Source organism: Paraburkholderia pallida, assembly GCF_004524855.1.
Taxonomy (GTDB): domain Bacteria; phylum Pseudomonadota; class Gammaproteobacteria; order Burkholderiales; family Burkholderiaceae; genus Paraburkholderia; species Paraburkholderia oxyphila.
Genome location: NZ_CP038148.1, coordinates 2,604,415 through 2,630,564 on the forward strand (window position 1 = coordinate 2,604,415; position 26,150 = coordinate 2,630,564).

The 26,150-nt window shown below is 65.2% G+C and carries 21 protein-coding genes; 3 read left to right on the top strand and 18 right to left on the bottom strand.

Annotated elements, in window-relative coordinates; translation table 11 throughout:
• The first annotated feature begins 7 nt into the window (after positions 1-7).
• Together E1956_RS11785 and E1956_RS46820 are read left to right on the top strand one after the other, a co-directional pair.
• Positions 8-1,252 carry a cupin domain-containing protein gene (locus tag E1956_RS11785; protein WP_134749029.1) on the top strand — a complete coding sequence of 415 codons (1,245 nt, stop codon included), beginning with the start codon at positions 8-10 and terminating at the stop codon, positions 1,250-1,252.
• 233 nt (positions 1,253-1,485) lie between these two features.
• Positions 1,486-1,767, top strand: coding sequence for a hypothetical protein (locus E1956_RS46820; protein ID WP_167759999.1), 282 nt, complete (start codon positions 1,486-1,488; stop codon positions 1,765-1,767).
• Between the two features lie 276 nt (positions 1,768-2,043).
• Here E1956_RS46820 and E1956_RS11800 read toward each other — a convergent pair whose 3' ends face one another.
• From E1956_RS11800 to E1956_RS11810, 3 genes are all read right to left on the bottom strand, one after another.
• Positions 2,044-4,245 (bottom strand): ATP-dependent DNA helicase, encoded by a 2,202-nt coding sequence (locus tag E1956_RS11800; RefSeq protein ID WP_472802078.1) that lies wholly within the window; start codon positions 4,243-4,245, stop codon positions 2,044-2,046.
• A 153-nt stretch (positions 4,246-4,398) separates the two neighbouring features.
• On the bottom strand, positions 4,399-4,632 hold the full coding sequence (locus E1956_RS11805; RefSeq protein WP_133195236.1) for a DUF465 domain-containing protein: 234 nt from the start codon (positions 4,630-4,632) through the stop codon (positions 4,399-4,401).
• An 82-nt stretch (positions 4,633-4,714) separates the two neighbouring features.
• Positions 4,715-5,629, bottom strand: coding sequence for a colicin transporter (locus E1956_RS11810; RefSeq protein WP_418789258.1), 915 nt, complete (start codon positions 5,627-5,629; stop codon positions 4,715-4,717).
• A gap of 214 nt (positions 5,630-5,843) precedes the next feature.
• Between E1956_RS11810 and E1956_RS11815 the strand changes: the two genes are divergently transcribed.
• Positions 5,844-8,183, top strand: coding sequence for a Tex family protein (locus E1956_RS11815; protein WP_134749035.1), 2,340 nt, complete (start codon positions 5,844-5,846; stop codon positions 8,181-8,183).
• Positions 8,184-8,291: 108 nt separating this feature from the next.
• Here E1956_RS11815 and E1956_RS11820 read toward each other — a convergent pair whose 3' ends face one another.
• The 15 genes from E1956_RS11820 to E1956_RS11890 form a co-directional block, all read right to left on the bottom strand.
• Positions 8,292-10,178: a potassium transporter Kup gene (locus E1956_RS11820; protein ID WP_134749037.1), complete on the bottom strand. Its 1,887-nt coding sequence runs from the start codon at positions 10,176-10,178 to the stop codon at positions 8,292-8,294.
• 308 nt (positions 10,179-10,486) lie between these two features.
• On the bottom strand, positions 10,487-11,059 hold the full coding sequence (locus E1956_RS11825; RefSeq protein WP_134749039.1) for a phosphoribosyltransferase: 573 nt from the start codon (positions 11,057-11,059) through the stop codon (positions 10,487-10,489).
• A 23-nt stretch (positions 11,060-11,082) separates the two neighbouring features.
• Positions 11,083-12,429: an adenylosuccinate synthase gene (locus tag E1956_RS11830; RefSeq protein ID WP_134749041.1), complete on the bottom strand. Its 1,347-nt coding sequence runs from the start codon at positions 12,427-12,429 to the stop codon at positions 11,083-11,085.
• A 143-nt stretch (positions 12,430-12,572) separates the two neighbouring features.
• A complete protein-coding gene (locus tag E1956_RS11835) occupies positions 12,573-13,724 on the bottom strand; it encodes an ATP phosphoribosyltransferase regulatory subunit (RefSeq protein WP_134749043.1) in 1,152 nt (383 codons plus the stop codon).
• Between the two features lie 135 nt (positions 13,725-13,859).
• Positions 13,860-14,051 (bottom strand): DUF2065 domain-containing protein, encoded by a 192-nt coding sequence (locus E1956_RS11840; RefSeq protein ID WP_028216923.1) that lies wholly within the window; start codon positions 14,049-14,051, stop codon positions 13,860-13,862.
• A gap of 47 nt (positions 14,052-14,098) precedes the next feature.
• Positions 14,099-15,007, bottom strand: a complete 909-nt coding sequence (gene hflC, locus E1956_RS11845; RefSeq protein ID WP_134749045.1) for a protease modulator HflC — start codon at positions 15,005-15,007, stop codon at positions 14,099-14,101.
• Between the two features lie 12 nt (positions 15,008-15,019).
• Positions 15,020-16,483, bottom strand: coding sequence for an FtsH protease activity modulator HflK (gene hflK / locus E1956_RS11850; RefSeq protein WP_134749047.1), 1,464 nt, complete (start codon positions 16,481-16,483; stop codon positions 15,020-15,022).
• A gap of 108 nt (positions 16,484-16,591) precedes the next feature.
• Positions 16,592-17,764: a GTPase HflX gene (gene hflX / locus E1956_RS11855; protein WP_028216920.1), complete on the bottom strand. Its 1,173-nt coding sequence runs from the start codon at positions 17,762-17,764 to the stop codon at positions 16,592-16,594.
• A 74-nt stretch (positions 17,765-17,838) separates the two neighbouring features.
• A complete protein-coding gene (gene hfq / locus E1956_RS11860; protein WP_028210028.1) occupies positions 17,839-18,075 on the bottom strand; it encodes an RNA chaperone Hfq in 237 nt (78 codons plus the stop codon).
• 163 nt (positions 18,076-18,238) lie between these two features.
• On the bottom strand, positions 18,239-19,576 hold the full coding sequence (der, locus tag E1956_RS11865; RefSeq protein ID WP_134750550.1) for a ribosome biogenesis GTPase Der: 1,338 nt from the start codon (positions 19,574-19,576) through the stop codon (positions 18,239-18,241).
• A gap of 468 nt (positions 19,577-20,044) precedes the next feature.
• On the bottom strand, positions 20,045-21,190 hold the full coding sequence (bamB, locus tag E1956_RS11870; protein WP_134749051.1) for an outer membrane protein assembly factor BamB: 1,146 nt from the start codon (positions 21,188-21,190) through the stop codon (positions 20,045-20,047).
• A 66-nt stretch (positions 21,191-21,256) separates the two neighbouring features.
• Positions 21,257-21,886 (bottom strand): YfgM family protein, encoded by a 630-nt coding sequence (locus E1956_RS11875; RefSeq protein ID WP_134749053.1) that lies wholly within the window; start codon positions 21,884-21,886, stop codon positions 21,257-21,259.
• A 143-nt stretch (positions 21,887-22,029) separates the two neighbouring features.
• A complete protein-coding gene (gene hisS, locus E1956_RS11880) occupies positions 22,030-23,367 on the bottom strand; it encodes a histidine--tRNA ligase (RefSeq protein WP_134749055.1) in 1,338 nt (445 codons plus the stop codon).
• Positions 23,368-23,437: 70 nt separating this feature from the next.
• Positions 23,438-24,745: a flavodoxin-dependent (E)-4-hydroxy-3-methylbut-2-enyl-diphosphate synthase gene (ispG, locus tag E1956_RS11885; RefSeq protein WP_134750552.1), complete on the bottom strand. Its 1,308-nt coding sequence runs from the start codon at positions 24,743-24,745 to the stop codon at positions 23,438-23,440.
• Between the two features lie 112 nt (positions 24,746-24,857).
• Positions 24,858-26,003 (bottom strand): helix-turn-helix domain-containing protein, encoded by a 1,146-nt coding sequence (locus E1956_RS11890; RefSeq protein WP_134749057.1) that lies wholly within the window; start codon positions 26,001-26,003, stop codon positions 24,858-24,860.
• Positions 26,004-26,150 lie beyond the last annotated feature (147 nt).

A 26,150-nucleotide genomic window follows, 5' to 3' on the forward strand; every position in this document is an offset into this window, starting at 1 on the left:
TTATACGATGCCCAAGCGGTCCCCAGACCACCCGGAGGACGCCCGCATGCGGCGCGCCCCCTCCTCCCTGGCAAGTCCCGCGCCCGATACGCCCACGCCGCTGCTTGGCGGCCTGAGTCCGGCGCAGTTCATGAAGAAATACTGGCAGAAAAAGCCATTCTTGATCCGCCAGGCGATACCCGGCATCGAGGCGCCGCTCTCGCGCGACGAACTCTTCGCATTGGCTGACCAGGACGACGTCGAATCGCGGCTCATCACGCACTTTCGCAAGCGCTGGGCGCTCGAGCACGGCCCCTTCGCACCTGACGAACTGCCAACAACGAAAACGCGCCAATGGACGCTGCTCGTGCAAGGCGTTGACCTGCACGACGATCGTGCCCGCGCGCTGCTCGAACGCTTTCGCTTTGCGCCCGACGCCCGCCTCGACGACCTGATGATCTCGTACGCCTCCGACGGCGGCGGCGTGGGTCCGCATTTCGATTCGTACGACGTGTTCCTGCTACAGGTGCACGGCAAGCGGCGCTGGCGCATTGGCGCGCAGCGCGACCTGTCGTTGCAGGAAGGCTTGCCGCTGAAGGTCCTGGCGAACTTCGAACCCGAAGAGGAATGGGTGCTGGAGCCGGGCGACATGCTGTATCTGCCGCCGCACATTGCGCACGACGGCGTGGCCGAGGGCGAATGCATGACCTGCTCGATCGGCTTTCGTTCGCCTTCCACGACCGAGCTCACGAGCCAGTTTCTCTACTGGCTGGCCGAGCGTGGCGCAGATGGCACAGCCAGCTCGAACGCAGGCAACCCCACGCTCTACCGGGACCCGGACCAGCCCGCCGTGACGCATCCGGCCCAACTCCCTCCGGCACTTGTGGAGCGCGTCTCGGCTGTGCTTGCTAAAGTGCGGTGGAGCGATACGGATGTCTCCTCGTTCGTCGGCTCCTGGCTTTCAGAACCGAAATCGAATGTGGTATTCGACGCCCCCGAAAAGCCGCTGGACGAAGCGCGTTTTGTTGCGCGCGCCGCGAAAAATGGGATAACACTCGACCGCAGGACAATCCTGCTTTACGATGCGCGCTCGTATTACCTGAACGGGGAACAGTACTTGCTCAAGGAAGCGAAAAAATGGCTGCCATTATTGGCTGACAACCGCTTTCTGGATGGGAAACGCTTTGTAACACTCTCACACGATTCGTGTGTGACAGCGTTGCTACACGAGTGGTATCGTGCGGGCTGGATACGACTCGGGGTGCTTGCCTAAGCGCTTCGGACTGTTATACCGTACTAAAATATAGTGCTTGTATGAGAAAGACAACGTATTGTCCCCGGATTTGTCGACGGTCGATACGAAAGTGCCTATAATTTCCGCCCAGGCCGTAGGGAAGATTCACGCTCTTGCAGTGCATCTCCACCAGCGGCTCAGGTCGATGTTGGGGCACATTACCGGTATTATTTTGCGCTGTTGCTTACCTTTAACCATAAAAGGACGTGATCATGAAGAAATCCCTCCTCGTAGCATCCCTGCTGGCAGCTGTTGCACTGGCTGCGTGCAACAAGAGCAGCGACCAAGCTGCTGCGCCGGCTAGCGACGCTACCGCTGCTTCGGCACCGGCTGCTGCTGCTTCGGACGCAACGGCAGCTGCTTCGGGCGCTGCAGCTGCTGCGAGCGATGCTACGGCTGCTGCTTCGGATGCTGGCGCTGCCGCTTCGGGCGCTGCTGCTGCGTCGGATTCGGGCGCAGCTACGGCTGCTCCGGCTTCGGGCGCAAGCCAGTAAGCTGTGTTCGCGAGGTGCTCGCCTGGAGCTTCGGCTCCAGCGGACATCGAAGCGAATCGCCGGGCAGCCTGACGGCCTCGTCAGTTGCGCGGCGGGCAAACAAAAAAGCCACGAACTCACGTTCGTGGCTTTTTTGTTGGTCTTTTCCGCGGTCGAGAGCCATGCAGAAACGCCCGCAATACAACGCAAAACTCATGCGCAATGCATGTAACCGGCATTGCGCATATGCAAGCGGATATTACGTGACGCGCACAACGTAGCGCGCATCAAGCGCAGTTACGCAGTGCCCTGCTCGTTCTCTCCCGCGAAGAACTCCTGCACGACCTCGATCTCGCGCGTGCGTTTGAACGGCGGCAGGCTTTGCCAGATACGCCGGCCATAGGGTTTGTCGACGAGGCGCGTATCGCAGATCATCAACACGCCGCGATCCGTCTCGGCGCGAATCAGACGCCCTGCGCCCTGCTTGAGCGTGATCACCGCTTGCGGCAACTGATGAACCGCAAATGGACTCAAGCCCTTCTTCGTCAGAGCGTCCAGACGTGCGGCCAGCACCGGATCGTCGGGCGGCGCGAACGGCAGCTTGTCGATGACGACGAGCGAGAGCGCGTCGCCGCGCACGTCGACACCTTCCCAGAAGCTCTGGCTGCCCACGAGGATCGCATTGCCGTAGGCGCGAAAGCGCTCGAGCAACTCGGTCCGGCTTGCATCGCCCTGCACCAGCAGCGGCGTGTTCCAGCCGCGCGCCTCGATCGTGTCGCGCAGCCTTGTGGCGATTTTGTCGACGGCACGCAACGTCGTGCACAACATGAAAACGCCGCCCCCGGAAGCTTCGATGGCGGGCAACGCCGCATCGAACACCGCGTCGGTGAATTGCGGCGACGACGGCTGCGGCATATTACGCGGCACGTAGAGCAAGCCCTGCTGCGGGTAATCGAAGGGGCTCGGCAACGTCATCGAGCGGCGCGCGCTCAGGCCCATCTGCGCCGCATAGTGCGTGAAGTCGCCGCGCACGGAAAGCGTCGCCGACGTGAAGATCCACGTGCGCGGCACGCCCGCGCGCTGTTTCGCAAAAATGGGCGCCACGGAAAGCGGCGTCTCGTGCAACTGGACCGTGTGCGAAAACACTTCGACCCAGCGGACTTTTTCGTCGTCGGCGCCTGGCTCGGTCGCGGCATGGCCTTGCCCGTCGGACTGGCCGGCGTCTGCGGCAGCCCGTGCGTCGCGCGATGGCGCATCAGGCGACGCGCCCGGCACGGTCCACCCGGACAGCACGCCCTGGAGCTCGCGTGCGCGGCGCAGGCAGGTGCCCAGCGATTCGGCACGCTCGGCCTGGCCCGCAAGCGCAGTGGCGAGTGCGCCGAGCTCGGTCTGCAACGCGTCGAGCGAGTCGAACAGCGGATGATCCTCAGGCAACTGCGTGATCGACACGCGCAGCGAGTCTTCCTTGAACGCGAGCCGCACGTCGCGAGCCGCGCGCTCGAGCGCCGCGCCCAGCTTCACCCACTCCACCGCATCGCGTGCATGGCTCAGGCCTTCGGCAACGCAATCGCGCGCGAGCTCGAGAAACTGCGCAGTCGATAGCGTCTCGCCAAAGAACAGCGTGGCGGTTTCGGGCAACTGATGCGCTTCGTCGAAGATGATCGTGTTCGCGCTCGGCAACAACTCGGCCATGCCGGTATCGCGCAGCATGATGTCCGCGAAGAACAGATGGTGGTTCACGACGACGATATCGGCCTGCTGCGCTTCACGGCGCGCCTGCATGACGAAACAGTCCTTGTAGTGCGGACACTCCTGGCCGAGACAGTTGTCGCGCGTGGACGTCACCATCGACCACACCGCGGCCGTCTCCGGTACGCTCGCGAGCTCGGCCTTGTCGCCCGAGCGCGTGATCTTCGCGAAGCGGACGATCTCCTGCAGATACGCCGTTTCCTGGCGCGACGGCAAGCGGCCGTTGTCGGCGGTGCGCTGCAGATAGTAGTGACACAGATAGTTCGAGCGGCCCTTGAGCATGGCCACGCTCACAGGTACCGCAAGCGCGTCGCGCACGGTGGGAATGTCGCGGCCGAATAGCTGGTCCTGCAGGTGCTTGGTGCCCGTCGAGACGATCACCTTGCCGCCCCACAGCATGGCCGGGACGAGGTACGCGTAGGTCTTGCCGGTGCCCGTCCCCGCCTCGACGATCAGCGTGTTATCGCCCGATTCGGAGGCCGCGTGGGCAGCTTGTTCGGCAGTATCCTGCGCGGGCGCCGGGGCGCCGCGCTCGAGACGCCGCGCCGGGCGCGCCTGCGCCTCGAACATCGCCGGTTCGGGCAACGCCTGGGCGGCGGCTTCCATGGCCGCGGCCACGGCGCGCGCCATCTCGATCTGCGCGGCGCGCGGACGATAGCCGTCGATCTCCCGCGCCAACAGCCCGTTGGCGGCGAAGAGCTCTTCGAGTTCGGCACCGCGTTGCGCACTCAATGCTGGCGCGTTCGCCATTTGCGCAGTGCGTGCGTCACCATCCTGCGCGCCGCCTTCGCGCGCGGGACGGGATCGGGATACGGTCGTTGAATTCAAGGCAAGCGGTTCCTGCTCGGTCCTCTGAGCCCGGCGCGACTGCAGCCGCGCCCCGGCGCCTGCCAGGACCCGGAATCAGGCGTGCCCGTTCGAGGTCTTCGTTGAATCGGGTTCCAGCTGCAATTGCAGCAGGATGATGTTGTCTTTCAGCTTGAGCTTGCGCCTCTTCAGCTTCTGCAATTCGAAATCGTCGTAGTCCGACGTCTCGCACATCCTGTCGATCAGACGGTCGAGGTCTCCGTGTTCCGTTTCCAGTTGCAGAATACGGTCACGAAGGACCTCGCCCTTGACTTCACGATGCTCGCGCATGCTCGCCTCCTCGTCATGATCGGCGCCCGCCGTGCGAAAGGTCGCGCGCCTGAGGTTGCTGTCCGGCTGAAAAAGCGTGGTGCTACTGGCCCTGCGGTTTTTGCTGCTGCTGTTGCTGCTGCGCCTTCTCGGCCGCCTGCTTCTGACGTGCTTCCACGTCAGCCTTATGCTTGGCCGCCTCTTCCTGCTTCTGCTGGAAGCGCTCGGCCTTCTGGGCACGCTCCTGGGCCTTCTGCTGGCCCTCGCGGCGTGCCTCGTCCAGTTGCTTCTGATAATCCGATTGCTTCTTGTCGTACGCAGCCTGGTTGGCCGCGCGTTGCGACTGCGCCTGTTCGCCTTCGCGCTGCGCCTGCTGCAACGCGTGCTGGCGCTGCTTGTCCTCGTACGCCTGCGCGTTCGCCGCGCGTTGCGGCGCTTCGGCCTGGCGCTGCGCCTGATCGAGTGCGTGCTGGCGCTGCTTGTCTTCGTAAGCCTGCGCGCTTTGCGCCTCGTTCGCGGCGCGTTGCGGCGCGTCGGCCTCGTCCTTCGCGCGCTGCAGCGCTGTCTGCTCGTCGCGGCGGCGCGCATTGTCGGCGCGCTGCTCCTCGTCGAGTGCCAGCTGCTGATGGCGGATATCCGCCTGCACGACGCGCATCGCATCGCGCGCCTTGCCGAGACAGTGGTTCACGAAGAACGTATCGTAGCAATTGTGCTGCGCGACGGCGTACTGGTAGTTGTTCTCCGCAGTACGCCGATCAAGGACCTTCTGTCGCGCGGCAAAGTCATTGCCCGCGCCGGCATTCGGGGCCGTTGCGCCCGAAGCTGCGGCATCAGCACCGGCTACCACCCCGGACGCCGCCACCTCTTGCGCGAGGGCCGGAACGCTCGCCGTCGCCAGCAATGCGACGGCATAGACCGCCGCGCGGGCGGTGGTCCGCCACGCCGCGCCCTGGCGCGCAGTGGGCTGGACGGGTGTCAAACGGGATGGGATCAACGTCTTCTGAGGGCAACGGAACATGCCTGAAATTCTAACATCCCCCGAGTTGAGCGCCCCGCCATTTATGGCAAAATGCCCCGCTGCACCAGCCGGCGGGCGTTCGCTCGCTTGATGTCTCCCGCCCGGCTTTGGGACTGCACACCCGGGGGCGCACACCGGGACCGCAGCCCGGCACCGCAAACCGGGGCCGCTAACCCGGACCGCAAACCGATCCTCGCAGGAATATCCAGACTCTATGACGGAAACCGTAGCACTCAAGATCGTCCAGCGCATCGCCAGCGAACTGACCGTTCAACCGCGTCAGGTGGCGGCCGCCGTCCAGCTTCTCGACGAAGGAGCGACCGTTCCGTTCATCGCCCGTTATCGCAAGGAAGTCACGGGCAATCTCGACGATACGCAGCTGCGCACGCTCGAAGAGCGCCTGCTCTATCTGCGCGAGCTCGAAGACCGTCGCGCCGCGATCCTCTCGAGCATCGAAGAGCAAGGCAAGCTCACCGACGAGCTGCGCGCCGCCATCGAAGCGGCCGACAGCAAGCAGGTGCTCGAAGACCTCTATCTGCCGTACAAGCCCAAGCGCCGCACGCGCGCACAGATTGCGCGCGAAGCCGGCCTGCAGCCGCTCGCCGACGCCCTGCTCGCCAATCCGCTGCTCGATCCGCAGACGGAGGCCGCGCAATACGTCGACGCCGAAAAGGGTGTCGCCGACGTGAAGGCCGCGCTCGACGGCGCGCGTGACATCCTCTCGGAGCAATTCGGCGAAACGGCCGAGCTGCTCGGCAAGCTGCGCGACTGGCTGTTCAACCAGGGCGTGGTGATGTCGAGCGTGGTCGAGGGCAAGGAAAACGAGGAAGGCGAGAAGTTCCGCGACTACTACGAGTACTCGGAGACGATCAAGACCGTGCCGTCGCACCGCGCGCTCGCCCTGTTCCGCGGCCGCAACGCCGGCGTGCTGATGGTCAAGCTGGGCCTCGGCGGCGAGCTCGACGCACAAGTGCCGCATCCGGGCGAAGCGATGATCGCGCGCCACTTCGGCATCGCCAACCAGGGCCGGCCGGCCGACAAGTGGCTCTCCGACGTGTGCCGCTGGTGCTGGCGCGTGAAGGTGCAGCCGCACATCGAAAACGAGTTGCTCACGAACCTGCGCGAGCAGGCCGAGGCTGAAGCGATCCGCGTGTTCGCGCGCAATCTCAAGGATCTGCTGCTGGCGGCGCCCGCCGGCCCGAAGGCCGTGATCGGCCTCGATCCGGGCCTGCGCACCGGCGTGAAGGTTGCCGTGGTCGACCGCACCGGCAAAGTACTCGCCACCGACACGATCTACCCGCACGAGCCGCGCCGCGACTGGGACGGCTCGCTCGCGAAGCTCGCGCGCATCGCCGCGCAAACGCAGGCCGAACTCATCAGCATCGGCAACGGCACGGCTTCGCGCGAAACCGACAAGCTCGCGAGCGAGCTGATTTCGAAGCATCCCGAACTGAAGCTGCAGAAGATCGTGGTCTCCGAAGCCGGAGCCTCGGTTTATTCGGCATCCGAACTGGCGGCGAAGGAATTCCCCGAGCTCGACGTCTCGCTGCGCGGCGCGGTGTCGATCGCGCGGCGCCTGCAAGATCCGCTCGCCGAACTCGTGAAGATCGAGCCCAAGGCGATCGGCGTGGGCCAGTACCAGCACGACGTGAACCAGCGCGAGCTGGCGCGCTCGCTCGACGCGGTGGTCGAAGACTGCGTGAACGCCGTGGGCGTGGATGCGAACACGGCGTCGGTAGCGCTGCTCGCGCGCGTGTCGGGTCTGAACGCAACGCTCGCGCGCAATATCGTCGATTACCGCGACGCCAATGGCCCCTTCCCCTCGCGCGAGCAACTGAAGAAGGTGCCGCGTCTGGGCGACAAGACCTTCGAGCAGGCCGCCGGCTTTTTGCGCATCAACAGCGGCGTGAATCCGCTCGACCGCTCGTCGGTGCACCCGGAAGCCTATCCCGTCGTCGAGCGCATGCTCGCGAAGATCAAGCGCACCATCGGCGACGTGCTCGGCAATCGCGAGGCGCTCTCGGGCCTCGCGCCCACCGAGTTCGTCGACGAGCGCTTCGGTCTGCCGACTGTACGTGACATCCTCTCGGAGCTCGAGAAGCCGGGCCGCGACCCGCGTCCCGAGTTCAAGACCGCGACCTTCCGCGAAGGCGTCGAAAAGGTCTCCGACCTCGTGCCGGGCATGGTGCTCGAAGGCGTCGTGACCAATGTGGCGGCCTTCGGCGCGTTCATCGACATTGGCGTGCATCAGGACGGCCTTGTGCACGTCTCGGCGATGTCGACAAAGTTCATCAAGGACCCGCACGAAGTCGTGAAGGCCGGCCAGGTGGTGAAGGTGAAGGTGCTCGACGTCGACGTGAAGCGTCAGCGCATCGCGCTCACGATGCGCATGGACGACGATCCGGCGAGCGCGGCGCAGCGCAGCGGCGGCAATGCCGGCAGCGGCGGCAACCGCGATCAGCGCGGCGGCAATGCGAACCGCGGCGGCCAGCGCTCGCGCGACGCTGAGCCCGCCAATGCGATGGCGGCGGCGTTCGCGAAACTCAAGCGCTGACGCTCGAGCGCCGCGCGGCGCGGGGCCTGCAACAACCCCGCGCTCGCCAGGCTGCAGACAACAAAAAAGGCGCCGCGGCGCCTTTTTTGTTGTCAACGCAACGAAGCATCAAATCTCGATCTTCGTGCCCAGTTCGACCACGCGATTCGCGGGAATGCTGAAGAAGTCGGTCGGCTTCGCGGCGTTCTGATGCATCCACGCGAACACGCGCTCGCGGAAGATCGACATGCCCGGCAACTGCGTGGGCACCACCGTCTCGCGCGCGAGGAAGAACGACGTATCCATCATCTCGAACGTCATGCCCTCCTTGCGGCCGATCTCTTCGAGCACGGCCTTCACGTCCGGCGTCTCGTTGAAGCCATAGTCGGCCTTCGCGAGATACAAGCCGCCACCGATATCCTTCACCTGCACACGCTCCGAGTCGGCCACATAGGGAATGTCGCGAATCCGGAACGTGAGGAAAATCGTGCGCTCGTGCAGCACCTTGTTGTGCTTGAGGTTGTGCAGCAGGCTCACCGGCACGAGCGTGTCGCTGCCCGTGAGATAGATGGCCGTGCCCGACACGCGGTGCGGCGGATGCGCGAGCAACCCCTGCAGGAAAGGCATGAGCGGAATACCGTCGGCGGCGGTACGCTCCTTGACGATCATGCGCCCCTTGAACCACGTCATCAGCAGGAAGAACAGCAGCGCGCCGATACTGAGCGGCAGCCAGCCGCCCTCCTCGACCTTCAGCAGGTTGGCGCCGAAGAAGCCGACATCGACCACCATTAAGCACCCGATGATGAGCGACACGAGCCAGATGTTCCACTTCCACAGCTTCACCATTACGACGCTCGCGAGCATGGTAGTGATGACCATCGTCGCGGTCACGGCAATGCCGTATGCGGCGGCGAGATTATCCGAGCTCTTGAAGCCGACGACGATGCACAGAATGATGAGGAGCAGCATCCAGTTCACGACTGGCACGTAGATCTGGCCGATGGCGAGATCGGACGTATGCAGCACCTTCATGCGCGGCACATAGCCCAGCAGAATCGCCTGGCTCGTGAGCGAGTACGCGCCCGAGATCACGGCCTGCGACGCGATCACGGTCGCGACCGTCGACAGCACCACGAGCGGCAGCAGCGCCCAATCCGGCGCGAGCAGGAAGAACGGATTCTCGATCGCGCTGTGGTCCTGCATCAGGAGCGCGCCCTGGCCGAAGTAGTTGAGCACGAGCGAAGGCATCACGAGCCCGTACCACGCGTAGCGAATCGGCTTCGCGCCGAAGTGGCCCATGTCCGCGTAGAGCGCTTCCGCGCCGGTCAGCACCAGCACGACCGAGCCCAGCACCACATAGGCCTGCAGCACGTGCGCGCCCATGAACGTGACGGCGTAGTACGGATTGAGCGCGGCGATGACGCCCGGCGCCTGAACGATGCGCGACACGCCAAGCACGCCGATGGTCACGAACCAGAGCACCATGATCGGCCCGAACAGGCGACCCACGAGCGAGGTGCCGTGCCGCTGGATCCAGAACAGCGCGACGAGGATCACCATCGTGAACGGCAGCACGAGATGCGAGAGCTTGGGCGCGGCGATCTCGAGGCCTTCGACCGCCGACATCACCGAGATGGCCGGTGTGATCACCGCATCGCCGTAAAACATGCAGGCGCCGAAGATGCCCAGCGCGGTCAGCACGACGGCGGACTTGCTCTTGCGGTCGAACGAGCGCATGGCGAGCGCCATGAGCGCGAGCACGCCGCCTTCGCCGTTGTTGTCGGCGCGCATCACGAACAGCACGTACTTGACGCTGACGACGATGATGATCGCCCAGAACAACAGCGAGATGACACCGAGGATGGATGTTTCGTTGAGCGGAATGCCGTGTGCCGGGCTGAACGCTTCTTTGAGCGAATACAGCGGACTCGTGCCGATGTCGCCGAACACCACGCCGATGGCCGCTACTGCGAGTGTGGGGAGCGGCTGCTTTGCCACGTGCGTGCTAGTTGTCATATACGCGGAAATCCGTTCGAGGCGGAAAAAACGAGCGCTATTCTAAACCGGCTGCGTGAGAAACCCGAGTGATCGTTGTGACCCCGCGACGCCCCTCTTGTCCCGCGGGAGTTTAGCATGGCACCCTGCGGCGCCTGGCCGGCTGTGCGCCAAAGCTTGACACGCGGTGGCGGCAACGCCGCTGCAAGGCGGCGCGACAAGGCGCGCAGCATGCGGCACATAAAAAAACGGAGCCCGAAGGCTCCGTTCCTGATGGGGTCCGCTGGCAAGCGCACGCTGCCGGCGACACGGCGTTCTGCTGAGCGCCCTTACTTCTGCGGATCCTGCTGGGCCTGCTGAAGCCCGCGCTTGATCCATGCGCCAAGGTTGTGCGGACGCACCGTATCCCACTCCTCGAACGGCTGGTGGATCCACGGATTGGTCGGCAGATGCTGGACAAAGTAATCCGGCTTCACCTTCGAGCAGCCCTTGTACCAGAGCACCGCCGAGCGCACGCCGGTCACGGCCGGATAACGCACCTTCAGATGCTCCTGCACGCGCGCGAGCGTGACACCCGAATCGACGAGATCGTCGACGAGCAGCACGTTGCCCGCGAGCTCGCCGCGCGTCATCGTGATGTACTGCGCGATGTCGAGCTCGCCCTGCTCCGTGCCCGCCGCTTCGCGGTACGAGCTCGTCGCGAGGATCGCGAGCGGCAGGTCGTAGATGCGCGAGAGCTGGTCGCCCACGCGCAGGCCACCGCGCGCGAGACACAGGATCTGGTCGAACTTCCAGCGCGACTCGTGCACCGAGAGCGCAAGCAGTTCGATCAGCCGGTGATACTCATCCCAGCCGACCCACAGGTTCTTTTCGTCGTTGCGCGGGTCCATCATTTGAATCATTTTTGCTTCTACCTTCTTGCCACTTAGACCTTGAACGGATGACGCAGCAGGATCGTTTCGTCGCGATCCGGGCCGGTCGAAACCATGTCGATCGGCACGCCGGCGACTTCCTGCACGCGCGTGAGGTACGCCTGCGCGCTCTTGGGCAGCGCGTCGAACTGCGTGATGCCGATCGTGCTTTCCTTCCAGCCAGCGAACGTTTCGTAGACCGGCTCGCACGCAGCCACTTGCGAGGCGCCGCGCGGCAGGATGTCCACATCTTTGCCGGCGACCTTGTAGCCGACGCACAGCTTCACCTCGTCGAGGCCGTCGAGCACGTCGAGCTTGGTGATGCACAGGCCCGTCACACCGTTGATCTGGATCGAGCGGCGCAGCGCGGCGGCGTCGAGCCAGCCGGTGCGGCGCGGACGGCCCGTGACCGAGCCGAATTCCTTGCCGACCTTCGCGAGCGTGAGGCCCACTTCTTCCTGGCGGTCGGCGTTGTCGGCGTCATACAGCTCGCTCGGGAACGGGCCCGAACCGACGCGCGTGCAGTACGCCTTGGTGATGCCGAGCACGTAGTTGAGCTTTTGCGGACCCACGCCCGCGCCGGCCGAAGCCGCACCCGCGACGCAGTTGCTCGACGTGACGAACGGATAGGTGCCGTGGTCGATGTCGAGCAGCGTGCCTTGCGCGCCTTCGAACAGCAGGTTGCCGCCTTCGTTGTTCACGTCATAAAGACGACGCGAAACGTCCGTTACCATCGGCTTCAGACGCTCGGCGTACGAGAGCATCGTGTCGAGGGTCTGCTGGAAATCGACGGCTTGCGCGCCCAGGTACTGCGTGAGCACGAAGTTGTGATAGTCGAGGTTTTCGCGCAGACGCTCGGCGAAGACTTCCGGCTCGAACAGGTCCTGCACGCGCATGCCGCGGCGTGCCACCTTGTCTTCGTAGGCCGGGCCGATGCCGCGGCCGGTCGTGCCGATCTTCGCGGCGCCGCGCTTGGCTTCGCGCGCCTGGTCGATGGCGATGTGATACGGCAGGATGAGCGTGGTGGCTTCGGAGATGAACAGACGCTTCTGGACGTCGATGCCCGCTTCTTCGAGTTCGCCGATTTCCTTGAACAGGGCCTCGGGCGAGAGCACCACGCCGTTGCCGATGTAGCAGGCGGTGCCGGCGCGCATGATGCCCGACGGGATCAGCCGGAGAATGGTCTTCTTGCCGCCGATGATGAGTGTGTGACCGGCGTTGTGACCGCCCTGGAAACGCACCACGCCTTGCGCGTGGTCCGTCAGCCAGTCGACGATCTTGCCCTTGCCCTCATCGCCCCATTGGGTGCCCACGACGACGACATTGCGCCCCGGGGTTACATTCACTGCGCTGGCAGACATGGTGTTTCGTTAGCTGGTTAAAAACGTATTCTACCTGGGTTCGGCGGCAAGGCCGCCATTTTTTCCCAAAATTCCGGGAATTTCCTTTTGCGCTCAACGGCATGCGCGTTGCGGCGCCCTCACTGCGGCGCCCCGGCGCGGGCTCAGGCGCGCGCCTCGACCACCCATGCGCCGTCGCGCTCGACCAGCACGCGGTCGCACGCGAATTCGTCCATATCGTGCTCGTGGCCCGGCAGCGCCTGGATCACGACCTCGCCCGCATCGCGCAGCGCTGCGACAGCCGCGCGCAGCGATTCGTCGTGGCGCCACGGCGCGAGCACCGCGCTGCTGCGCGCCTCCACCGGGGAAATACGCGCCACTTCGCGCAGATCCATCGAAAAACCCGTCGCCGCGCGGGCGCGGCCATATGCCTCGCCCACCTTGTCGTAACGGCCGCCGCGCGCGACCGCGTTGGGCACGCCGTCCACGTACGCCGAGAACATCACGCCGCTGTGGTACGCGTAGCCGCCGAGATCGGCGAGGTCGAGCATCAGTTCCGCGCCCTCGATCTTGCTCATGAGGAATGCCAGGTCGTCGAGCGCGCGCGCGATGCCGGGCAGCGCCGGCAGGCGCTTGCGCGCCTCGTCGATCACGCTCGCGTCGCCATACAGCGACGGCAGCGCGCGCAAGGCGTCGCGCGACACAGGCTGCAGGTTCGCGGTGAGCTCAGCCAGATCCGGCACGTCCTTGCCAGCCAGCGCTTCATACAAAGCATCGCCGAGCGCGGCGGCTGCCGGATCGGCTTCGAAGATCGCCGCCAGCACACCCGCGTGCGAAAGGTCGAGACGCACCTTCGTGAGGCCCGCGAGGCGCAGCGCGTCGAGCATCAACTGCTGGATTTCGAGGTCGGCTTCGAGGCCCGCATGGCCGTAAATTTCCGCGCCGATCTGGATCTGCTCGCGCGTGGCGTGCAGGCCGCGCGGGCGCGTGTGCAGCACGTTGCCCGCATAGCACAGGCGCGTGACGCCCTGGCGGTTCAGCAGATGCGCGTCGATGCGCGCGACCTGCGGCGTCATGTCCGCGCGCAAGCCGAGCGTGCGGCCCGACAGCTGATCGACGAGCTTGAACGTGCGCAGGTTCAGATCGCGCCCACTGCCCACCAGCAGCGACTCGAGATACTCGAGCAGCGGCGGCATGACCATTTCGTAGCCATAGGCGCGGAAGCGGTCCAGCAGGCGGCGGCGCAACTCTTCGATTTTGCGCGCCTCGGAAGGCAGCACGTCGGCGATATTCTCGGGAAGTAACCAGGTCGACATCGGGTCAGTCCTACGACGATGAAAGGCCGCGCGGGCGCGTAACGCGCCAGCCGCAAGGACTCGAGCGCGCACACGCGCCTGCCGCGCGGGCCGGACGATAGAAACGGCGCACGCCTCGCGGCGCGCGCCTTGAATTCAGGTAGCGATCAGCAGCAGCACGAGGCCGAGCCCCATCACGATCAGCCCGCCGATCCGGATGTGATGCGGCGGCCGTTCTGCAATTCTACGAAATGTATCGCGCCACGCCGTCGGGAAAACGAACGGGAACATGCCCTCGATAATCAGCATCAGCGCGATCGCGAGCAACAGGGAGCCAGCTATGTCCATGCGAAGAAACGCGCCGCGCACACGCGCGGCGCCCGTGTCTCATTGATCTAGTGTTTGCGCGCTGCGGCGGGGGCGGCAGGAGCCGTCGGCGCCTCTCCGTTCGGACTGCGCATGAAGCGGAAGAAGTCGCTCGACGAATCGACCACGACCACATCGCCCGGCTTGAAGCTCTCGCGGTACGCCTGCATGCTCTGGTAGAAGCGATAGAAGTCCGGATCGCGGCCATACGCCTGCGCGGCAATCGCGGCGGCCTTGCCGTCACCATCGCCCTTGATGGCCTGTGCCTGGCTGTACGCATCGGCGATCACGCCCTGCTGCTTGCGCTCTGCCTCGTCCTTGATCTTCTGTGCCTCAGCGGCGCCCTTCGCGCGCTCGTCGGCGGCGGCCTGCTCGCGCGCGGCGCTCATGCGCTTGTAGACCACCTCGGCGAGTTCCGCCGGATAGTCGATGCGCGTGAACTCGATGTCGACCACGTCGATGCCGAGCGGCGCAGCGGCCGTCTTGAGCGTGTCGCGCGCGTTATTGGCGATCGCTTCCTGCTGCGCAAGCGCATCGCTCAGACCGACCTTCGAGAACGCGCCCGAAAGCGCATCGCGCGAGAGCGACGCGAGCCGGTCCGCGAGCGTCTGCGGGTCGCCCTTGGTGGCGGCGAAGAGCTTGAGCGGATCGGCAATGCGATAGCGCACGACCGGGTTCACGAGCAGCTCGGTCTTGTCCGACGTGGTGTAGCGGTCGGCATCGGGCGCATCGAACGCCTGAATGCGGGTGTCGATGAACGTCGCGGTCTGGAACGGCGGCGGCAGCTTCACGTGCAGGCCCGGGCCCGCGAGCGTCGCCTTGGCGCCACCCGAGGAGGACACCACCGCGACATGGCGCGGATCGACGACGAACACCGCCGACGAGGCCACGAGCACCACCACCACGAAGGCGACGACGAACGCAATGATCTTGTTCATGTCGGCGCTCCGTTATTGCACGTCGTCTTCGCGGCCGCGCGAGCGCAGCGCGTCGCGCGAACGGAAGGCATCGCTCGCCGCCTGGGCCGCGTCGCTCGCCGACGGTGCCGGCGCAGCACTCTGCTGCGGCTGCGCGTTTTGCTGTTGCGCGCCCTGCTGCTGGCTTTGCGGTTGTGCGTTTTGCTGCAGCTCGCCGTTCGCTGCGGGCGCGGCCGCGGCATTCGCATCCGGCGCGGCGCTAGCCGGCGCCGCGGCTGCCGCAGCACCCGACGCGCCCGCGGCCGCAGCCGCGCGCTGACGCGTCGCGTCGACGATCTTGTCGAGCGGCAGATAGATCACGTTGTTGCCCGACTTGCTGTCGACGAACACCTTCGTCGTATTCGAGTAGATGTGCTGCATGGTGTCCAGGTACATGCGCTCCCGAATGACGGCCGGCGCCTTCGCGTATTGGTCGTAGACGCTGTTAAAGCGCTGCGCATCCCCTTGCGCCTGCGCGACCACACGGTCGCTGTAGGCCTTCGCGTCGTCGATGAGACGCGCTGCTTCGGCTTGCGCGCTCGGCAGCGTCTGATCGGCGTAGGCCTCGGCGTCGCGCTTCGCGCGCTCGCTGTCCTGATGCGCCTTCGCTTCGTCGTCGAAGGCGGCCTGCACGCGATCGGGCGCGCTGACGCTCTGGATCGTCACGCCCACCACGCCGAGCCCCGTCTTGTAGAGGTCGAGCGCGTGCTGGATGGAGTCGGCGAGTTGCGCGCGGATCGGTTCGCGGTCCGCATAGAGGAGATCGTGGGTGCTGCGCGCGCCCACCACGGTGCGCACGGCCGCCTGCGCGGCCTGGCTCACGGCGAGGTCGGGATCGACGCTGTGGAACAGATAGTCGGTGGGCTGCTTGACCTGATACTGCACGGTGAAGCGCACGTCGAGAATATCGCCATCGTGCGTGATCACCGAGGCATCCTTCACATTCGACGGGCGCACGAGATTGTTGCGGCCGATCTCGACGCTGCGAATCTGGCCGACATTGACGATTTCCTGCGTCTGGAACGGGAACGGCAGACGCCAGTGCACGCCCTGGCCAACCGTGTGGCGATACTGGCCGAACTGCAGCACGACGCCGGCCTGGCCGTCCTGGACGACGAACACACCGCTGCCCACATAGATGGCGATGAGCACGCCGAGCACGATGCCCACGCCAATGCGCGCGCTGCGGCCGTTGTCCGGCCGCGGGCCAAGCCCGCCGCCGCCTTTGCCCTTCTTGCCGAAGAACGCGGACAGACGGCGATTGAAATCGCGCCACATTTCGTCGAGATCGGGTGGACCATCACCCTTGCCGCCGTCTTTGTTGCCGTTATTGCCCGACGGACGCCGCGCGTCGTCAGTGCGCTGGCCATTGCCCTCGCCGCGGCCCCAACGCGGGTCGTTCAGCGAGAAAATGGCGCGTGTGCGCTGCCAGCCAGTCCGCTTGTTGTAATCGTTCACCTGTGTTCGTTCACCAGAGTAGACAGCGGGTCATGTGCGTGGGGGCACCTCATCGGCGCACTTCGGGGCACGCCACGGGGAGCGCCTCGAGGCGCCTCCCGATAGCGTTCAGCGGCCCAGCTCGGGTTCCCTGCTGGGTTCGTGCGGCACCGCGTTCCAGTCGGCGGCGGGCAGGAGCTGCGACGCCTGGACGAGCGGCTCGGCAGTCGCGATTTCGGCGATGGCGGCGCGCAGCGCATCCAGTCCAACGCCCGTGCGCGCGCTCAAAAAGACGCGCGAAATATTACCATACTCGTCCCGCTCGACCGTCCCGCCGCGGGCCGCCAGTTCAGGCACGGCGTCGATCTTGTTGAACACCAGCACCTGACGGATGGTGTCCGCGCCGATCTCGTGCAACACCTCGTTCACCTGATCGATCTGGTCGAGCCGCACCGGGCTCGAGGCGTCCACCACGTGCAGCAACAAGTCGGCCTGCACGGTTTCCTGCAGCGTCGCGCGAAACGCCGCGACGAGCTGGTGAGGCAGTTCGCGGATGAAACCCACGGTGTCCGACAACACGATCTGGCCCACGTCGTCGCCGAGCCACAGGCGCCGCGAAGTGGTGTCGAGCGTCGCGAACAACTGGTCCGCGGCATAGGCCTGCGCCTTGGTCAGCGCATTGAAGAGCGTGGATTTGCCCGCGTTCGTGTAGCCGACGAGCGAGACCGACATCGTGCGCGTGCGCTCGCGCTGGCGCCGCTGCGTGCCGTGCTGGCGACGCAGCTTGGCGAGCTTGCCCTGCAGCATCTTGATGCGCTCGCCAATCAGGCGGCGGTCGGTTTCGAGCTGCGTTTCGCCGGGGCCGCGCAGGCCGATACCGCCTTTCTGGCGCTCGAGGTGAGTCCAGGCGCGCACGAGGCGCGTGGCGAGGTACTGAAGTTGCGCGAGCTCGACCTGCAGCTTGCCTTCGTGGCTGCGCGCGCGCTGCGCGAAAATGTCGAGAATGAGGCTCGTGCGGTCGATCACGCGGCGATCGAGCGCTCGCTCCAGATTACGTTGCTGGGCGGGCGAGAGCGCGTGATTGAAAATGACGATTTCGACGTCGTTCGCCTCACAGGCGAGACGCAGTTCCTCGGCCTTGCCGCTGCCGATGAACATGGCGGCGTCGGGGCTGGAACGCCGCCCGGTGAGCGTGACAGCGGGCGTAGCGCCCGCGCTCTTGGCGAGCAGGCTGAGTTCTTCGAGACTGGCTTCGAAATCGGTCTTGCCGAAGTCGATGCCGACGAGTGCGGCGTTGATCAAATTAGCAGATGTCAAAATGGAAGCGGCCGGATCGGGAGCGCCAGCCTGGCGCTCCGGACCGGCCGCGTCAAAGATCAGGACGCTTCCGCATCCGGGTGGAAGTTCACCGGACGGGCCGGGACCACCGTGGAAATGGCGTGCTTGTAAACCATTTGCGTAACCGTATTACGGAGCAACACGACGTACTGGTCGAACGATTCAATGTTCCCTTGAAGCTTGATGCCGTTGACCAGATAGATCGAAACAGGCACGTGCTCCTTGCGCAGCGCGTTCAGAAACGGGTCTTGTAACAGTTGCCCTTTGTTGCTCATAGCAAACTCCGTATTTTTTTGCAGGTTTAACTAAATTGGCGCCGAAGAAAAAGAAATCCGACGCCAATCGCTACACTATAGCTGATTCTCGTTCCACCGCGCCCCTCCCCACCGTCCGGCCAGGAAGGCCAACAGCGCGATTGCGCGCGGTAGCGAACGCAGCTCAGCTTTTCTCAGTGTAGGGATTCGTAGAGGAACGAAACTCTATGCGCAATGGAGTCCCGGTCAGCGAGAAAGTTTCACGGAAACGGTTCTCCAGGTAGCGCTTGTAGGTATCGGTCACCGCATCGAGCGCGTTACCGTGGATCACGATAATGGGTGGGTTCTGTCCCCCCTGGTGCGCATAGCGCAGCTTCGGACGCACCGGGCCGCGACGACGCGGCTGCTGGAACTCCACGGCATCGATGAGCGCGCGCGTGAGTTTCGGCGTGGGAAGCTTCGCCATGGCCGCGGCATACGCGTTGTCCACCGAGCGCATCAGCGGGCCGATGCCGAATTTTTCCGTCGCCGAAATGAAGCGCATTTCCGCGAAGTCGAGGAACTTCAGCTTGCGTTGCAGGTGGTGCTTGGTGCGCTCGCGCGCGTGGTCGTCCATGCCATCCCACTTGTTCACGCCCACCACGAGCGCGCGGCCCTGCTCCACCACGAAGCCCGCGATGTGCGCATCCTGGTCCGAGATTTCCTGGTGCGCGTCGAGCAGCAGAATGACCACGTTGGCGTCGGCGATCGACTGCAGCGTCTTCACCACCGAGAACTTCTCGATGGCCTCGAACACCTTGCCGCGGCGGCGCAGACCCGCCGTGTCGATCAAGGTGTACTTCTTGCCGTTGCGCTCGAAATCCACGTAGATGGAGTCGCGCGTGGTGCCCGGCATGTCGAACGCGATCACGCGGTCTTCGCCGATCAGCGTATTGACGAGCGTGGACTTGCCCACATTCGGGCGGCCGACGATCGCAATCTTGATGCCGTGCTTGCCGGCATCTTCTTCGCTTTCTTCCGGGCGATCTGCATAGGCCTGATCGAGCGCCTCGTTGATCATCTCGGTCACGCCGTCACCGTGCGCCGCGGAAATCGCGCGCGGGTCGCCGAGGCCGAGTTCGTAGAAGTCGGCGGCGACTGCGCTGTACTTCATCCCCTCGGCCTTGTTGACCACGAGGAAGATCGGCCGGCCAGTCTTGCGCAGGTAATCGGCGATGTGCTTGTCCTGCGGCGCGAGGCCATTGCGGCCATCGCAGATGAACACGACGATGTCGGCTTCCTCGACCGCCTGACGCGTCTGGCGCGCCATTTCATGCAGGATGCCGTCCTTGGCGATCGGTTCGAAGCCACCGGTGTCGACCACGAGATACGCGCGATCGCCCACGCGCCCTTCGCCATAGTGGCGGTCGCGGGTGAGACCGGGCAAATCGGCCACCAGCGCATCGCGCGAGCGCGTGAGCCGGTTGAAGAGCGTGGATTTCCCCACATTGGGGCGCCCGACGAGGGCGATTACGGGTTTCATCTGATCTTTTCTACAGTAAGGCGCGGCGCCGGAACGTCCGGCGCGCTGCGCGGCAAGCACCTGCGTTCATGCTCGCAGAAGCTGCAATAGTTGCAAATTATCACGAATTGGGTCGTGCGCCCGGTACTTGAGCCCATCGGGGCCCAGCACGCGTCGGACCAGCGCTCGGGGCGCGCTCGCCAGCCGAGCAGTCCAATGGATCGATTCTTTCTTCAGCCTGGTCGCCGGTCTGGGGCGATCCAGCCCGGAGCCATCCAGCGTCTCATAATGTGCGCGCGGCCGACATGCAGCGGCCAGCGGAGCGGCAACCCCGATGAGGCTCGGGGCCGCCCACAATCTTTTATAAATGGCGCCGGGACAGCCAAATGCAAGAGGTGCAAGCACCACACCAAATGCAAGAGGCCGCCGCCCGCGGGCGCGGCCCCTCGATGCGACGCCCGACGCCACGCGCCGGACGTTGTCATCCGATCAACGCGGACGCAGACCGTAGAGGTCGCCGTCCTTCGTCTGCACAACGAGCGTGTTGCCAGCCAGCACCGGTGCAGCGGTGATCGGGCTGCCGTCGGTCTTCACGCGCGAGACGAAGCTGCCGTCGTCGAGCGAGAGAAAATGCACGAAGCCCTGGTAATCGCCCACCACAACCGTGTGGCCGAGCACGGCCGGCACGCTCACATCGCGGTTCTTCAGCTTGTCGGTGCTCCAGGTCTGGTCGCCGGTCGAGACGCTGTACGCCTTCACGACCGACCAGTCGTCGCCACCCACCACCGTGGCCTCGTCCTGAGCGATCCCGCTCGTGCTCGAGAACGCCTTCTCCCACATTGCACGGCCCGAGTTGGCGTCGAAGCACCCCAGTTGGCCCTGGAACGTGACCGCGCACGTGGTGGCGCCGACGAGCGTGGGTGGACCGCTCACGTCGTTGATGCGCTCGACTTCGGTCACGCCCTTCGGATAGGACACCGGCGTTTCCCAGAACGCATCGCCGTTCTGCAGGTTGATCGCCGCGAATACGCCGCCCGGGAAGCCCGCGAGCACGGCCTGGTCGCCCGCGAACGTCATGCCCGCGGAGACGCGCAGGTTCAGCGGCACCGCACGGTTGCGATAGACCCACTTCTGCTCGCCGGTCTGCGAGTTGAACGCGACAATCTGGCCATCGATGGTGCGCACGATCACGAGACCGTTGCCGACCAGCGGCGGCGAGATGATCTCGCCCGGCGCCTTGGCTTGCCACGAGAGCTTGCCGCTGGCGTCGAGCACGTAGACATTGCCCTTCAGGCCGCCGACAGCCGTGAGCGTGCCGTCGCTGCCAACACCCGCCGAGATGTCGTCCTTGAGTTTCGTGCGCCAGACGTCTTTGCCGGTCTGCGCGTCGATCTTCGCGACCGAACCGTTCTCGCCCGCGGCATAAACAGCGTCGCCCACGGCGACCGGTGAGAACAGGTAACGACCCGCCTTGCCGACGCTCGACTTCCACACTTGCTGGACATCCAGCACCGGCTTGAACTCGGTCAGCGGCACCGGTACGCGACGCTCGTCTTTGGTGGACGAGCAAGCCGCCAGCGCGAGGACGGTCATCGCACAGGCGACAGGTACAACGGTTCGTTTCAGCAAATTCATCGGTGAACGAAGCATGAATGGAGTTGGTTTAGCTGTTTATATTCACGGGCGGGCAGCGCGGCTTGCTTAGCCGCCCAGCGCGTCGAGCTTGAACTGGATCAACTGGCGCTCGGAGGCATCGCTCTTGGGCAAGCTGTCGAGCGCGAGCTTGTAGGCCGTGCGCGCATCGTCGCTTTTGCCCGCTGCCGCAAGCAGGTCGCCGCGACCATCCGCGACGATGCCCTTGAACGGGCCCGAATCCGGTTGCGGAATCAGCGCGAGGCCCTTATCGTAGGCCTTTTCGTCGAGCAGCACGGAGGCAAGACGGATCTTCGCGATCTGGCGGAATTCCTCGTCCTTCGCGTGATCGGCCGCCCATTGCAACTGCGCCTTCGCGCCCGCGGTGTCACCCGCCATGTAGAGCGCCTTGGCCACGCCCAGCGCGGTCATCTGCGCATACGCGGTGCGGCCGAAGCGGTCTTCCATGTCAGTCGCAATGCGCGTGAGCAGCGCTTTGTCGTCGCCGGCCGACGCCTGCTGCACCTGGTCGTACAGCACCGCGGCCTCCGCGGCCTGACGGCGTTGCCAGAAGTTCCAGCCGTTCCACGCAGCGAGCGCGAGCAGAACGATCAGCACGATCCACGTAGTGATGTTGCCCCACTGCGCCCACCATGCCTTGAAACTCTCGATCGATTCCTGTTCGTCGTGATAACTCATCGCGTAGCGATTCCTTGTTTATTCTGAAGCCCGCTGCCGCACGCGCCACGTACACCTTTCGTGGCACGCCGCGGACAGCGGTCAAATGCGTAGATCGCGCGTCGATGACGGTTGACTACTCACCGCGACCTGTAACGACCCTATCAGTCGTCGCCGTCTTCGGCGGATGCAACCATCGCATTGATTAGATATTCGGTCAAGTCTTCGAGTGCTACCGTCTGTTGCTCGCTGCGAGCGGCTTCGGCGCCACCGCGCAGTGCCTTCACACCCGCCACGCCCTTGGCCACTTCGTCTTCGCCAAGCACCACGGCGAACGCCGCGCCGCTGGCATCCGCGCGCTTCATCTGCGACTTGAAGCTCGCGGGCTGACCGTCGGCGCTGCAGTGGAGGATGACGTCGAGACCGGTGTCGCGCAGACGCTCGGCCACGATGAACGCCTGCTCGCGCGCCGCGTCGCCCTGATGCACAACGTAGACGTCGCAACCTTCGTCTTCCGGCACGAGGTCCTCTTCCTTGAGCAACTCCAGAATGCGCTCGACGCCCATGGCCCAGCCGCAAGCCGCCGTGGGCTTGCCGCCAAGCTGCTCGATCAGCGGATCGTAACGGCCGCCGGCCGCCACCGTCCCCTGCGCGCCGAGCTTGTCGGTGACCCACTCGAACACGGTCAGATTGTAGTAATCGAGCCCGCGCACGAGACGCGGGTTGATCTTGAACGGAATGTTGTTCGCCTTGAGCAGGCGCTGCAGCCCTTCGAAGTGCGCAAGCGACGCCTCGCCGAGGAAGTCGATCAGCTTCGGCGCGTTGTTCGCGATTTCCTGCAACGCGGGGTTCTTCGTGTCGAGCACGCGCAGCGGGTTCGTATACAGGCGGCGCTTGCCGTCTTCGTCGAGCAGGTCGACGTGCTGCTCGAGATACTTGATGAGCTCGACGCGATGCGCGGCACGCTCTTCGGCGAGACCCAGCGAGTTGATTTCAAGCTTGATGCCGGTCAGGCCGAGGTCGTCCCAGAGACGCTGGCACATCAGGATGATTTCCGCGTCCGCATCGGGGCCCGCGAAGCCGAGCGCTTCCACGCCGACCTGATGGAACTGGCGATAGCGGCCGCGCTGCGGACGCTCGTGACGGAACATCGGACCGATGTACCACAGGCGCTTCGGGCCGTCGTAGAGCATGTTGTGCTCGATCGACGCGCGCACGACAGCCGCCGTGTTCTCCGGGCGCATCGTGAGGTTTTCGCCGTTGAGCGCGTCGGTGAAGCTGTACATCTCTTTTTCGACGATGTCGGTCACTTCGCCGATGCCGCGCGTGAAGAGCTGCGTATGCTCGACGATCGGCGTGCGGATGTTCTGGTATCCGTACGAACGGAGCATGGACTTCACGGTAGTTTCGAAGAAGTCCCACAGCCCTGCGTCCTGCGGCAGGATGTCGTTCATGCCCTTCACGCCGGTCAGCTTTTCGGGCTTTCTTTTCTGTTCAGTCATTGCGTTGCGAGTGTGCTTGCGAATGGCGATGTTGGGTTGTGCCTGGAAACGGTGCTCGGTAGCGCGGCGCTCAGACCGGCGCTTCCGCCTTGCCGTACTTGCGCGCGACGTAGTCGCTCACGATTTGCTGGAACTCTTCGGCGATGTGCTCGCCGCGCAGCGTCTTGACCTTCTCGCCGTCGACGAAGACCGGCGCTGCGGGATTCTCGCCCGAGCCCGGCAGGCTGATGCCGATGTTCGCGTGCTTGGACTCGCCCGGGCCGTTCACGATGCAGCCCATCACGGCCACGTTCATCGTCTCGACGCCGGGGTATTCGTCACGCCACACGGGCATTTGCGCGCGCAGATAGTTCTGGATCCGCGAAGCGAGCTCCTGGAACAGCGTGCTGGTCGTGCGGCCGCAACCCGGGCACGCGATGACCATCGGCGTGAACGAGCGCAGGCCCATGGTTTGCAAAATTTCCTGTCCGACCACGACTTCGCCAGTGCGCGGGGCACCCGGCTCCGGCGTGAGCGAAATCCGGATGGTGTCGCCAATGCCCTGCTGGAGCAGCACCGAGAGCGCCGCCGTCGATGCGACGATGCCCTTCGAGCCCATGCCCGCCTCGGTCAAGCCGAGATGCAGGGCGAAATCGCAACGCCGGGCGAGTTCCCGGTAGACGGCGATCAGGTCCTGCACGCCGCTGACCTTGCACGACAGAATGATCTTGTCGCGGCCGAGGCCGAGTTCGACGGCGCGTTCGGCCGAGCCGATGGCCGACTGAATCAGCGCTTCGTACATCACGCTCTGCGCTTCCCACGGCTCCTTACGCGCCGCGTTCTCGTCCATCATGCGGGCGAGCAGATCCTGGTCGAGGCTGCCCCAGTTCACGCCAATGCGCACCGGCTTGTCGTACTTGACGGCGGCTTCGATCATCTGCGCGTACTGCGTGTCGCGCTTGGCGCCCTGCCCGACGTTGCCCGGGTTGATGCGGTACTTCGAGAGCGCCTCGGCGCACGCCGGATAGTCGCGCAGCAACAGGTGGCCGTTGTAGTGGAAGTCGCCGACGAGCGGCACCGTCACGCCCATGCGGTCGAGCTGCTCGCGCACGTGCGGCACGGCGGCGGCCGCTTCCGGCGTGTTCACCGTGATACGCACGAGCTCCGAGCCGGCCTGCGCCAGTTCCTTGATCTGGATTGCGGTACCGATCGCGTCTGCGGTATCGGTATTGGTCATCGACTGCACGCGCACCGGCGCGTCGCCGCCGATCGTCACCAGCTGGCCGCCCCAGCGCACATGCACGGCGTGCGACTTGCGGCGCGGCGCGTGGCCGCCGAGGACCGGCTCGCTGGAGCAGATCTGGCTGTTGCTGGACGGGGATTGCGTTTCGCTTTGCATCGAAGAGCCCATTTACACCTCGCGCGCGCCGCGACTATCGACTTGCGGACAGCGCGCGAATTGAAAAAGCATCGCGGCCCACTTGCTGGCCGCAATGCACGTCATGTCTTGATCAGGGCAGCACGAAGCGCGCGACATTGCCACGCGCCGACGCATACTTCGATGCGTCGACCGGCTGACCATCGATGGTCATCGACTCGATGCCGGCCTTGTTGCCCACCGTGATCCTGAGCGGCTCGACACCGGCGACCTCACGCCCATCATTGGCGTGGACCAGTCCGGAGAAGAGCTCCTTGCCATCTTTCTGGCGCACGCTGACCCAGGAGTCCTGCGTCACGCGTATCGCGAACGTCGAAGTGCCGGTCGCTGCCGGCACCGACGCCGCTTGTTCCGTTGCCGCGGTTGCCACCCCCGCGACCGCTGCGGCGCTGGCCGTAGCCGCGCTCGCGGCAGGCGCCGCGCTTGCCGGCGCAACCTGGGCCGCCTGCGGCGCACTCGCCGTAGCCTGCGGCGCACTCGCCGCGCCCTGAACGGCAGAGGCTTCGTCGCTGACCTGGCCATTGACCTGGCCGCTAGCCTGAGCGTTCGAGGCCGCGCCGGCCTCGTCCGTGCCCTGCCCGGTCGCTGCGCCCGTTGCCGTGCCCTCGGCCACCGTCGCTGAAGACGCGCCCGATTCACTGCTTGCGCTGCTGGTCGTGCCGCTCGCCATCGACTTCAGGCGCGCGAACCACGCCGACGATTCGCCGCTGTTCGTATGCCACATCGAAATGCCGATCACCGCGACGACGACGAACGCCACGCCCCACAGCCACGACGCACGGCGTCGCGGCGTGCGTACCCCGCCGCCCAGCGAAAGCGAGACGCGCCCGCGCGGCAGGTCCGCGCCCGACGACGCCGGCATTGACAGATCCGGCTGCGGCACGCCGCGCTCGCGGCGCAGCGCCTGGGTGAGCGGCGCGGGATCGGCGCCGAGCAGCTTCGCATAGGCCCGCACCACGCCGAGTGCAAACGTGGCATCCGGCAGATGACTGATGTCGCCCGCCTCGAGTTCGCGCAGCTTCGAAACCGACACTTTCAGGCGCGCCGAGACGTCCTCGACCGACCAGTTTTTCGCCTGGCGCAGCTGGGCGAGGCGCGCGCCCACCGCGGCGAGCGTGTCAGGCACGGCCTGCACCGGCGATGGCGAGCCGTCGGATCCCGAACGGCCTGCGTTGGTCTCTGTTCCGTCTGTCCCGAAAGGGTGCTGCGGCTCGCTCATCCCAAAGTCCTTGCGTCGATTCTTTTCTATCCCGGAACCGGCGGGCGCGCTGCGCCCGGCCCCGATTCGCAGACCGTTTATAACAAAATGCGCAGCTACTGTGCCGCTTCCGATCGCTTCTGCAACGTTTCTTGTCAAACTCGCCAG

Bases quoted from the DNA above. Each gene is read 5' to 3' on its own strand.
- E1956_RS11875 (WP_134749053.1), bottom strand. From the start codon at position 21,886: ATGAGTTATCACGACGAACAGGAATCGATCGAGAGTTTCAAGGCATGG.
- E1956_RS11820 (WP_134749037.1), bottom strand. From the start codon at position 10,178: ATGACAACTAGCACGCACGTGGCAAAGCAGCCGCTCCCCACACTCGCA.
- E1956_RS11835 (WP_134749043.1), bottom strand. From the start codon at position 13,724: ATGTCGACCTGGTTACTTCCCGAGAATATCGCCGACGTGCTGCCTTCC.
- ispG (WP_134750552.1), bottom strand. From the start codon at position 24,745: ATGCAAAGCGAAACGCAATCCCCGTCCAGCAACAGCCAGATCTGCTCC.
- der (WP_134750550.1), bottom strand. From the start codon at position 19,576: ATGAAACCCGTAATCGCCCTCGTCGGGCGCCCCAATGTGGGGAAATCC.
- hisS (WP_134749055.1), bottom strand. From the start codon at position 23,367: ATGACTGAACAGAAAAGAAAGCCCGAAAAGCTGACCGGCGTGAAGGGC.
- E1956_RS11805 (WP_133195236.1), bottom strand. From the start codon at position 4,632: ATGCGCGAGCATCGTGAAGTCAAGGGCGAGGTCCTTCGTGACCGTATT.
- hfq (WP_028210028.1), bottom strand. From the start codon at position 18,075: ATGAGCAACAAAGGGCAACTGTTACAAGACCCGTTTCTGAACGCGCTG.
- E1956_RS11785 (WP_134749029.1), top strand. From the start codon at position 8: ATGCCCAAGCGGTCCCCAGACCACCCGGAGGACGCCCGCATGCGGCGC.
- E1956_RS11810 (WP_418789258.1), bottom strand. From the start codon at position 5,629: ATGTTCCGTTGCCCTCAGAAGACGTTGATCCCATCCCGTTTGACACCC.
- E1956_RS46820 (WP_167759999.1), top strand. From the start codon at position 1,486: ATGAAGAAATCCCTCCTCGTAGCATCCCTGCTGGCAGCTGTTGCACTG.
- E1956_RS11830 (WP_134749041.1), bottom strand. From the start codon at position 12,429: ATGTCTGCCAGCGCAGTGAATGTAACCCCGGGGCGCAATGTCGTCGTC.
- bamB (WP_134749051.1), bottom strand. From the start codon at position 21,190: ATGAATTTGCTGAAACGAACCGTTGTACCTGTCGCCTGTGCGATGACC.
- hflC (WP_134749045.1), bottom strand. From the start codon at position 15,007: ATGAACAAGATCATTGCGTTCGTCGTCGCCTTCGTGGTGGTGGTGCTC.
- E1956_RS11815 (WP_134749035.1), top strand. From the start codon at position 5,844: ATGACGGAAACCGTAGCACTCAAGATCGTCCAGCGCATCGCCAGCGAA.
- E1956_RS11840 (WP_028216923.1), bottom strand. From the start codon at position 14,051: ATGGACATAGCTGGCTCCCTGTTGCTCGCGATCGCGCTGATGCTGATT.
- E1956_RS11890 (WP_134749057.1), bottom strand. From the start codon at position 26,003: ATGAGCGAGCCGCAGCACCCTTTCGGGACAGACGGAACAGAGACCAAC.
- E1956_RS11825 (WP_134749039.1), bottom strand. From the start codon at position 11,059: ATGATTCAAATGATGGACCCGCGCAACGACGAAAAGAACCTGTGGGTC.
- E1956_RS11800 (WP_472802078.1), bottom strand. From the start codon at position 4,245: ATGGCGAACGCGCCAGCATTGAGTGCGCAACGCGGTGCCGAACTCGAA.